Consider the following 9,920-nt stretch of genomic DNA (forward strand, 5'->3'; position numbering starts at 1 on the left):
AATGTAATGCTACTGACTGATGACGATAAAGCCAACGACAGTGATGGATGGATAGCCTTTACGCTCACCGCGATAGGTTTAGTGCCTGTGCTCGGCTCCGCGGTAAAAGGCGTCGGTAAAGTGGTGATTAAAAACAGCGGCGACACAATAGAAGCAGCTATTGCAGTCCTTCGTAAGTTGGGTAAAGGCGACCCTGTTCAGTATTTACGTAAAATAAATTGGCAAAACCTAGGTAAACAAGCAGCCAGCGAAGTAAAAGCCTTTATAAAAGGCCTGCGCGATACACTCCATGAAATATCAACAAGTTGGCAATACGACCTACTGCTGCCACAGCTTGCCATAGACGGTATGCAAGCCACTATTAAACAGCTTGATGAAATAGCACCTAAAATAGACCAAGGCGTTAAAGGCGCAGCCAGTGAAATTGGCAATCGCGTAAACAAAGCCCTTGATGAATTCGAGCCGCCGAAAAGCACCGGTATTGTGGGTAAACCTAAAAAGACCGTTGCGAATGAATTAGATGCGCCTAAAGGAAATGATTTAAAGGGGGCTAAAGGTAATAGGCCTGTTAAGTATGACTTAAACTACCAAACTGAAGCATATGCAAATTTAATAAACTCTAATAAACCTTGGTCGTGGAAGAATTTTCCTGACGGTGATAAATTAACAATAAAGCAAAAGCGTGAAATAAAAGCAAATGCAGTTAAACGCGGATTAGTCCCTGAAGTGAAATTAAAAGCAGGTACAAAATATCCTGACTTTGAAAGTGCTGGTTTATTAGAGAAAGTAGAGTCCTTACCAGAAAAGTTGTGGCTAGCTTCTGACTACCAACAATTTAAATGGCTAGACTCAAGAATCCCTGGAGGCAGACCTGATGGCTTCACCTGGCATCACTCGGAAATTAGTGGGAGAATGGAGTTAGTTCCATTTGGCGCACATAATATAATTAATCATCAAGGTGGCCGCTCTGTCGGTCATTGGGCATACGGAAAGCGATAGCATAATGAAAGATTTAAGTTTAGAGAAAAAAGTTTCTATAACACATGATGAGCTAGATTCATTAGAAATGTTTTTTAATATTAAGTTACCAATTAGCTACAGGGAATTTATTTTAAAATTCAATGGTGCATCCCCAGATGAAGTTATTATAAAAGTTAACTCTGAGGAGCGGGTATTGGAAAGATTTCTAATAGTTTCGGAAGATGAAAATCTCGATGGTTGCCTTATGCAATACGAAATTAAAGTCGTAATGGCTCAAATTGAGGAAAGGCTTACAGATAACGAAGACTTGATTGGAGCCGAGGCCTTACCTTTTGCTTACCTATTTGGTGGTGATTTTTTATGCTTAGATTTCAAAGAAGATGCAATAAACCCTAAAGTAGTAATATGGGATCATAATGAGTCTGAAGAGTTATCACCTGTTTTTTACAAAGCTTTTAATAATTTCCAAGAATTCCTTGATGCGATGTCTTTCGGCTAACTCATATTGACAAACCTTATGCTTGATTATTCAATTTTTATGCTTGATTATTCAATTTAAATTCATTTATAACGCTAAGGACAGCCAATGCAAGCCGACATTAAAAACATCCCGCAACACCTAGGTCAGTACCTTTATCAGCAAATTGATGAGCAGTGGCTTGAAGCTCATATTATTTTAGATTGCGCAAATAATAAAGTATCAGAATGCAAAGCTCACTTTATTAAAGCAGATGACGAAACACAGCATAAAATTGTAGTGTCTGAAAATATAATTGTGTTGTATAAAACGTTATTTAACCATGCTATTAAAAATGAAGTGGAAAATTGGCAACGCGCTATTTTTACCATAACTCGACAAGGTCAATTCAACTTAAACTTTGAGCGCGATAATAACGATGAAGATACTTTATTACTTTAAATAAGCAGTACAAGCATAGCGTTCAATTTATTTAATACTTCATAAATTAATAACAATAATTGAACCTGAGCTGGATACATATTAAACTGTACGCCAATTTGTTTTTTAAACAAACGAAAGTCAAGGAAGACGAGTTAGGTACCCCAACTTATTAATACTCCTCCATGATATTTCGTGACATTTAACATTTATTATTTAAAATAATTTTACGGAGTACCTATGAAAAAATTAAGCGCACTTTTGGGTTTACTGTTATTAAGCGGTTGTTCTACACCTCCTCCAGCCCAAGAAACTGAGCAAGTAGTTTTAGAACCTATTGCAGAGATTAACGAAGTAGCTGCACCAATTTCATTAACTGTTATTACTAACCCTGCTGATGCTCGCGTTCGTATTATGAATATCAACCCTGTTTACAAAGCTGGTATTGAGCTTAAAGAAGGTAAATACGATATTGAAGTAAGCAAAGCAGGATACCTTACTTACAGAAAATGGGTTTCAGTTGATAAAAAAACAATACTAACTGTTGAACTCGATACAATGGAAGCAAGCCAATCGGCTCAGTAAGCTTCTCAGTACGTTTTAGTTTATATGCCTTAGCCTGGTTAATTTAATAACTGGCCTAAGGCATATTAAATCCTTCATAAAGCCACAAATATCCTACTGCGAAATAACTACCAACATTCACTAAAATACATAACCACAACACAATAATAAAACGTCGCTTTTGCGATTTATGACGAAGTAATTGTTGAGCAAGTAATGCCCCCGGCCATCCTCCAAATAATGTAAGTAGCTGCAGTGTACGCTCTGGCGTGCGGTTTACTTTTGTATGTGAAGAGCGCTTAGCTTGTCGCTTATCCCACGCGTACATTAAAAAAGTTATAGCACTTAATACACTTATATAACCAGGTACATATATTGGTATATAAACAGGTAAGTATTGCAGCGGGTAAGCTAACCAAATGGCAGCTAAATAAAGCAATGAGAATGTGATTAATATTTTCTTTATCAATTAATTATCACCTATACTGGGCTTATAAGAGCCTAACAACGAGAGCCAAATTATGACATATTTTAAATCGCTATTCTTAGCATTATGTTTATGCACATTTAGTAGCTTTGCTAATGAAACTGCCAGTAACCTTGATAAAGAGCTAGAAGTGTTTAAACCTTACTTAGGAACGTGGCAAACAGACTTTAAAGTACCAGAAGGCGCTAAAAAAATACAAGATGTTGGCCGTTGGGAACGCGCTTTAAACGGTAAAGCTATTCGTACCATGCACTCGATTAACGAGGGTGAGTATGGCGGTGAGTCGATGATTTTTTATGATAGCAAAAAGAAGTCACTCGTATTTTATTATTTCACTACGGCAGGATTTTACACTAAAGGCACAATAACGGTATTAAGCCCTACTCAGTTTGTAGCCTATGAGGAAGTAACAGGCAGTAAAGAGGGAGTGACTAAGGTTAAATCTACTAGTGATTTAAAAGACGATAAGTTTATTGTATCGACCTCTTATCTTAAAAAGGGTGAATGGACTAAGCCCGAAAGCAGAAGTTATACACGCAGTACAAAAACGGTTAAATTTAAATAGCCGCGATTTATAAACACAAAAAAGGCAGCCAAAGCTGCCTTTTGTCATTTATAAAATCGTATTTATTTTACGTATTTTTTAAATGCAGCGTCTACTGGTGTATCAGCAAGGTGATTAGTGTAGTTGCTCATTACTTTTTGAGACAAGCCTACAATAATTTCAAGTAGTTGTTGCTTACCGTAACCTGCTGCAAAGAATTTTTCGATTTGCTCATCGCTGATCACGCCACGTTCACGTGTCATTGCGAGTGTAGTTTCACGAAGAGTTTCTAGCTTAGGGTTTTCAAGTGGTGTTTTGTTTACAAGTGCATCAACAACACCTTGATCAACTTTCATTGCCGCTGCAATACCACTGTGAGCAGGAACACAGTAATGACATGCGTGCTCAACGTTAATTGATTGCCATACTACTGTTAGCTCTTCTGCATTGAATGATGTTTTTTGAAACAGCTCATGCAGTACTTGGTAACCTTTAAGTAATGTTGGTGCTTCAGCCATTACTGCATGTAAGTTAGGAAGCATACCAAATGCTGCTACTGAATCAGCTAGTAACGGTTTTGCTTCTTCTGGTGCGTTTTCTTGAGTGTATAAAGTAAATTCGGCCATGGTTAGCTCCTAATAATTAATAGTTTTAAGTAACTTCGAGACACATAGTATTTGATTTTGAGCGACTGTTCAAGTTAAAATTGAGCAAATGTTCAAATTGATTGAGAATGATATGGCTAATAAGGTTAAATTTGAACGCGATAATGTAGTTCGCGTTGCAAGCCAGCTATTTTGGCAAAAAGGTTTTCATGCAACCTCAACGCGTGACTTACAAGAAGCCGTTAATATGCGCCCGGGTAGTATTTACTCTGCGTTTGGCTCTAAAGAAGGGCTATACTGCGAATCGCTGAAAGATTACACAGTACAAATGAAAACCCAAATAGAGGGGTTTTTATCAAGTGCCGATACAGTACTTGGTGGATTACGTGCGTTTGTTGAAAACGTGGTAATTAAAACAAAAGATTGCAGCCCAAGCGCTATTTGTATGCTGGTTAAAGCAAACAGCGAGTTTGCAGAAAAAGACTCAAACCTATACGAGTTAAGCTTAGATTTAACAGCTCAATTTGAAGCTTATTTAACGCAGTTGTTTACACAAGCAATAAACAAAGGTGAGTTAAGTAATACGTTGACCGCTGTTGAATATGCGCGCTTTTTTCAGGTGCAATTTACAGGTTTACGCGGTTATTTTAATCGTCCTAATGTAGAGCAATTTGCTGAGCCAATGATCAACCAAATGTTTATGTTGATTAAAAAGTTATAAATAGCAGTTATCGCGCATTCTCAATAAGTCATACTTATTTTACTAAATAAAAATGGCCAGTATTTACTGGCCATTTTTTTGTGCTTAAAACTTAATTTATAAGTTACGTTTTAAGCTTATTTAGCTCATTATCTTGCTGGGCAACAAGTGCATTAAGCGCTTCGCTGCTATCCCCTGCTTGTGTAGATAAGTCAGCAAGTTGCGATGCGGCATCAGATATAAGCGTTAAATTACGGTTTATTTCTTCAGTCACTAAGCTTTGCTCTTCGGCAGCGGTGGCAATATGTGTAATTTGATTGGTTATTTCATCAACTTTAACGACAACACTGTGCAGAGCATCAAAAGCTACTGATGTTTCATCAACGGCATTTTGTGCACGTACTACGCCTTTTTCAATAACGGTAGATGCGTTACCTACTTCAGATAATAAACTATCAATTAACTGGCTTATGTCATCTGTTGATGAACGCGTTTTAGAAGCAAGTGCACGTACTTCATCAGCAACAACGGCAAAGCCTCGCCCGTGCTCACCAGCGCGCGCAGCTTCAATGGCTGCGTTAAGTGCAAGTAAGTTTGTTTGTTCTGAAATAGTACGAATTACATCTAATATTTGCGTAATGTCTTTACTACGCGAAGCGACTTTTTCAACTGCTTGGTTAGCTTCTTTAATTTCTTCAGACATCGTTTTAACTTGTGTCATCGCTGACGATAAGCTCGACTCACTGCTTACTACCAAGCTATTTATTTCATCGGCTTGTTGGGCTGATTGCTCTGATGCTCTGGCTACTTCGAGTGCTGTTGCGCTCATTTCGTTCATAGCCGTTACCACACTTTCAATTTCTTGAAATTGAGATTGAACATTATGCTTAGTATCAATAGCGATGTGTTGTGCTATTTCGCCTTGCTGTTTAGTTTGCTCAGACACCGCTTTTAGTTCAGAAATTAAATCACGTAGTTTTGCTAAAAATCGATTAAACCCACCAGCTAATGCAATAAGTTCTGCGTGGCTATCAACATGCAATGTATGCGTTAAATCACCCTCAGAACTTGCGAGGTTATCAACCCGCTGTTGAATTTGTTGTAGCGGCGCTATTACACCTGCAATTACTAATTTCATAATAACAAAAGCAACCACAGCAATTATTAAGCCTGTAATTAAAATAATAAACCCGAGTGATGCTGCTGTTTCTTGCATGTTTTTTTCTAGCGCTTCAGGCCCTGCAAGTGCTAGGTCTGTAGGTACTTCTATGATTAATGACCACTGAGTGTTTGCTAGTTTTATATCAATTGGATAATTTACTAAATATTCACTATTTGTTTTAAAAATACCGCTTTGCCCTTTAGACTTTTCAATATCATTAAATATAGTAGAACTAACAGCCTCTTTAATTGGGCGCCCTAATTTAGATTTATAATGACTGCTGCCTACAACTAAACCTAAATCACTTAATAAGGTTACTTTAGCTTGACCATTGTAAAGCTGCTTAGAAAGCTGCTCAGTCATTACTTGAAAGGTTGGTAGAGTTAAATCAACGCCTGCTAAACCAATAAACTGGCCTGACTTTAAAATAGGCACGGTTAACGAAGTTAGCATTACCGAATCGCCCGATGGAATTTCGTATAAGTACGGTTCCATAATACAAGGCTTAAGCGTGTCTTTTGCACATAAGTACCACTGCGCTTCGCGAATACCAAACTCATTAAGCGTTGTTATGTATTTATCGGCGGCATTCGCTACTTTTTGTTGTTCAATTATGCCTTTTTGATCGCGAGTTATGTATACCTCTAACGTACCAGCACTATCTACTGAATGCTTATACCCTTGTTGATATTGAGAATCTTGCCCATCAAAAGCGTTTGGTTCAAATTGAGAATAAATAGATGATAAGAGAGTGTTTTGTTCTAAAACCGCTTTATTTATACTGACAACTGTATCTCGGTCTAAAGTGTTTTGTTTTGCTGCATTGCCAAGTAATGCCGCTAATGAATAAGGAACACGGTAAGCTTCATTAATAAAGCCAGCAATTTTTTCTCCGTATCCAGCCGCATGAGCATTAAGCTTTTCTTCTACTTCTACAATAATGTACTCTTCGGATTTGGTCGCTAACTGCTTATTACTTGATGATAACTGCCACCACAAAATGCCTGATAGCACTAGTACAGTTATAAATATACTACCGACACTTAGCCAGAGTAACTTTTTTGCTAACGATATTTCTCGCATTCATCACACCCTTTAAATTAAAACTACTGATACAGTTTAGTAGATCTAACCAACGAAGCTATGAATATCGTTAAACAAATTGAATTTAATACAATACGTTGAGTTTTTTAAAGTTTAGCCAAACGTGCCGTTGTAATTGAGGCTGCAATTAATAAACATACACTTACCCATAAACACGCACTAAGCCCATATACTTGAAAAACCCAGCCAGAAAGCACCGTACCAAGCAAACGCCCTATCGCATTGGCCATATAATAAAAGCCAACATCGAGCGACACCCCATCGTTTTTAGCAAAACTTACTATTAAGTAACTATGCAGCGATGAATTTACAGCAAATACACCACCAAAAATAAGTAAGCCGATTACAAGCGTAAAATGTACCGCTACATCAAATTGCATCAACAACGCTAAAATGCCAGTTACGCCACTTAATAGAGCAACCCACCAATACGCTTTTTTGACTGAATGTGAGTTTGAATCACTTTGCCCTGTTATACGCGGTGCTTGCGACTGCACCAATCCATAAGCAATTACCCACAAAGCCATAAAGCCGCTTACCCACCAGTGATCCCAGTTAAACTGAGCGGCTAAGTAAACCGGCAATGCAACCACAAACCATACATCGCGCGCCGCAAACAAGCATAAACGCGCTGCACTAAGTAAGTTGATTGCCCGCGATTTAGAAAATAATTCTTTAAACTTAGGTTTGTTTTTAGCTTTACCAATATCGCCTTTTAAAAAAATTAAACTAATAACCCACGCAACACTAAGTAAAGCAATTAGGCTTATTAATGCCCCCACAAAACCAAATACGGTAAGTAATAAGCCGCCTAAAAAAAAGCCCACTCCTTTTAACGCATTTTTAGAGCCCGTAAGTATGGCAATCCATTTATATAATTGGCTTTGCCCTGCATCGTCTTGTGGTACTAAATACTTAATGGCGCTCTTTGCGCTCATTTTATTTAAGTCTTTAGCTATGCCACTCAGTGCTTGCGCTGCCATAACATAGGCAACGGTTAGCCAATCTCCAGGAACGCAAAGCATGGCCAAAGCTACAAGCTGTAGCCCAAGCCCTACATTCATGGTTTTGTTTAACCCTAAATGTGCTCCTAGCCATCCACCTACTAAATTGGTGATTACGCCAAAAATTTCATAAAACAAAAACAACATGGCTATTGCAAATGCACCATAACCCAACTGATGAAAATACAGCACCACCAGCATCCTTAGTGCGCCATCAGTAAGGGTAAATGCCCAGTAATTACCGGTAATTATTAAATATTGTTTTATAGAACTTGGTAAACTAGCTAACTGAGCAAACATAGCGTTAAACCTTTTTAAACAAGATTAAACCACATCACTTTGTGCAACTTTAAGCATTAGCTCAGCCGTACGGTTTGCATAACCCCACTCGTTATCATACCAAGCGTATAATTTAAGCTGAGTATTGTTAATTACCATAGTTGAAAGCGCGTCTATGGTGCAGCTACGTGGATCTGTTTTGTAATCTATTGATACAAGCGGTCTTTCTTCGTAGCCTAAAATACCTTGTAGCTCGTTATTTGCAGCGTTTTTAAACCAAGTGTTTACTTCATCTTGTGTAACACCTCGTTCAAGCTCAAAAACACAATCAGTAATGGATGCGTTAGTAAGAGGTACACGCACAGCATGGCCGTTTAATTTACCCTTAAGCTCAGGAAAAATATGCGTAATAGCCGTTGCACTACCTGTTGTGGTTGGTATTAAACTAGTCCCGCACGAACGTGCACGGCGTAGGTCTTTGTGGGGTGCATCTATAATCGTTTGGGTATTAGTAATGTCGTGAATAGTGGTCATTGAGCCGTGCTTAATGCCTACTTTTTCTTGCAGCACTTTTACAATGGGCGCTAAGCAGTTAGTTGTACACGAGGCGGCTGTAACAATTTTATGCTCACTTGGGTTATAAAGGTTATCGTTTACACCCATTACTATATTTAAAATCCCGTCTTCTTTCACAGGAGCCGTTACTACAACGCGCTTAACACCTTGCGCTAAATATTGATTTAGCAGCTCAGTGGTTTTCATTTTACCGCTGGCTTCTATTACTACATCGCAATCTGACCAATCAGTTTCATTTATGGTTTTGTTGTTGGTAACTGCAATCGTGTGCTTACCCACACTAAAGCTATTATCATCACTAGTAACCTGCTGCGCTAAGCGTCCGTGTACTGAGTCAAACTCAATTAAATGTGCGTGTGTTTTAGCATCGCCCGCTACATCATTTACTTTAATAAACTCTATTTCTGGCCAATCAACTGCTGCACGCAGTGTTAAACGTCCCATACGGCCAAAACCGTTAATACCTACTTTAATCGTCATAATAAAATACCTTAATGAGTTAATTTATTTACTAATTAGTTAGTTAACAACAGCTAGCTGCTCTTTCAGGGCGATTACCCATAGTATTTAACCGCGTTAAATCGTTTTCATAAAATGAAGGGTTAGCAGTCAGGGTTTGCGTTAATACATTTTTAGCCCATTCAGGCAGGGCTTTATTAATACTGTAATAAACCCATTGATTTTGCTTACGGTCGCTCAGTAATCCGCATTGTCTTAATTGTGCTAAATGGCGCGACACTTTAGGCTGGCTTAATTCAAGTGCAGCAACAAGTTCGCACACGCACAGCTCTTCTTGGTCGCTAATTAATAGCATTGCTTTTAAACGCGTATCGTCCGCTAAGCATTTATAAAATTGAAGTGGGTTGAATTGTTCCATAGTGTCCTCGCAGTGTTAGTGCATATACAATAAAACAAAAACTAAACATATGAAATAGTGAATATACGATTATTTGTATATTTAAATTATTTTGCTTTAAAACGCAAAAAAGCACACAACGACTAGTTGTCGTTGTGTG

At 38.1% G+C, this 9,920-nt stretch carries 12 protein-coding genes; 6 read left to right on the forward strand and 6 right to left on the reverse strand.

The window, feature by feature from the left end; all coding sequences use genetic code 11:
* The 4 genes from GQR46_RS10935 to GQR46_RS10950 all read left to right on the forward strand — a co-directional run.
* A partial coding sequence (locus GQR46_RS10935; RefSeq protein WP_240922901.1) for an HNH endonuclease occupies nucleotides 1–999 on the forward strand: 999 nt, incomplete at its 5' end.
* 4 nt (nucleotides 1,000–1,003) lie between these two features.
* On the forward strand, nucleotides 1,004–1,480 hold the full coding sequence (locus tag GQR46_RS10940; RefSeq protein WP_165729443.1) for an SMI1/KNR4 family protein: 477 nt from the start codon (nucleotides 1,004–1,006) through the stop codon (nucleotides 1,478–1,480).
* Nucleotides 1,481–1,567: 87 nt separating this feature from the next.
* On the forward strand, nucleotides 1,568–1,900 hold the full coding sequence (locus GQR46_RS10945; protein WP_165740963.1) for a DUF600 domain-containing protein: 333 nt from the start codon (nucleotides 1,568–1,570) through the stop codon (nucleotides 1,898–1,900).
* A 219-nt stretch (nucleotides 1,901–2,119) separates the two neighbouring features.
* Nucleotides 2,120–2,464, forward strand: a complete 345-nt coding sequence (locus tag GQR46_RS10950; protein ID WP_007586203.1) for a PEGA domain-containing protein — start codon at nucleotides 2,120–2,122, stop codon at nucleotides 2,462–2,464.
* 55 nt (nucleotides 2,465–2,519) lie between these two features.
* Here the strand turns inward: GQR46_RS10950 and GQR46_RS10955 are convergent, their stop codons facing one another.
* Complete coding sequence (locus GQR46_RS10955; protein ID WP_165729441.1) at nucleotides 2,520–2,912, reverse strand: DUF1294 domain-containing protein; 393 nt, start codon at nucleotides 2,910–2,912, stop codon at nucleotides 2,520–2,522.
* Between the two features lie 52 nt (nucleotides 2,913–2,964).
* On the opposite strand from GQR46_RS10955, the gene GQR46_RS10960 reads away from it, so the two are divergent.
* Complete coding sequence (locus tag GQR46_RS10960; protein ID WP_165729440.1) at nucleotides 2,965–3,495, forward strand: hypothetical protein; 531 nt, start codon at nucleotides 2,965–2,967, stop codon at nucleotides 3,493–3,495.
* Nucleotides 3,496–3,557: 62 nt separating this feature from the next.
* On the opposite strand, the gene GQR46_RS10965 is transcribed toward GQR46_RS10960, so the two are convergent.
* A complete protein-coding gene (locus GQR46_RS10965) occupies nucleotides 3,558–4,100 on the reverse strand; it encodes a carboxymuconolactone decarboxylase family protein (RefSeq protein WP_007586212.1) in 543 nt (180 codons plus the stop codon).
* A gap of 112 nt (nucleotides 4,101–4,212) precedes the next feature.
* On the opposite strand from GQR46_RS10965, the gene GQR46_RS10970 reads away from it, so the two are divergent.
* Nucleotides 4,213–4,800, forward strand: coding sequence for a TetR/AcrR family transcriptional regulator (locus GQR46_RS10970; protein ID WP_010553549.1), 588 nt, complete (start codon nucleotides 4,213–4,215; stop codon nucleotides 4,798–4,800).
* 103 nt (nucleotides 4,801–4,903) lie between these two features.
* On the opposite strand, the gene GQR46_RS10975 is transcribed toward GQR46_RS10970, so the two are convergent.
* The 4 genes from GQR46_RS10975 to GQR46_RS10990 form a co-directional block, all read right to left on the reverse strand.
* Nucleotides 4,904–7,024, reverse strand: coding sequence for a methyl-accepting chemotaxis protein (locus GQR46_RS10975; protein ID WP_165740964.1), 2,121 nt, complete (start codon nucleotides 7,022–7,024; stop codon nucleotides 4,904–4,906).
* A gap of 107 nt (nucleotides 7,025–7,131) precedes the next feature.
* Entirely contained in the window at nucleotides 7,132–8,349 is a 1,218-nt protein-coding gene (gene arsJ, locus GQR46_RS10980) for an organoarsenical effux MFS transporter ArsJ (RefSeq protein WP_165740965.1), read from the reverse strand.
* A 24-nt stretch (nucleotides 8,350–8,373) separates the two neighbouring features.
* Entirely contained in the window at nucleotides 8,374–9,384 is a 1,011-nt protein-coding gene (locus GQR46_RS10985) for an ArsJ-associated glyceraldehyde-3-phosphate dehydrogenase (RefSeq protein WP_165740966.1), read from the reverse strand.
* A 43-nt stretch (nucleotides 9,385–9,427) separates the two neighbouring features.
* A complete protein-coding gene (locus GQR46_RS10990; protein ID WP_165729438.1) occupies nucleotides 9,428–9,781 on the reverse strand; it encodes a metalloregulator ArsR/SmtB family transcription factor in 354 nt (117 codons plus the stop codon).
* Between the last annotated feature and the right edge of the window lie 139 nt (nucleotides 9,782–9,920).

Source organism: Pseudoalteromonas sp. Z1A6 (genome assembly GCF_011378745.1).
Taxonomy (GTDB): Bacteria; Pseudomonadota; Gammaproteobacteria; order Enterobacterales; family Alteromonadaceae; genus Pseudoalteromonas; species Pseudoalteromonas arctica.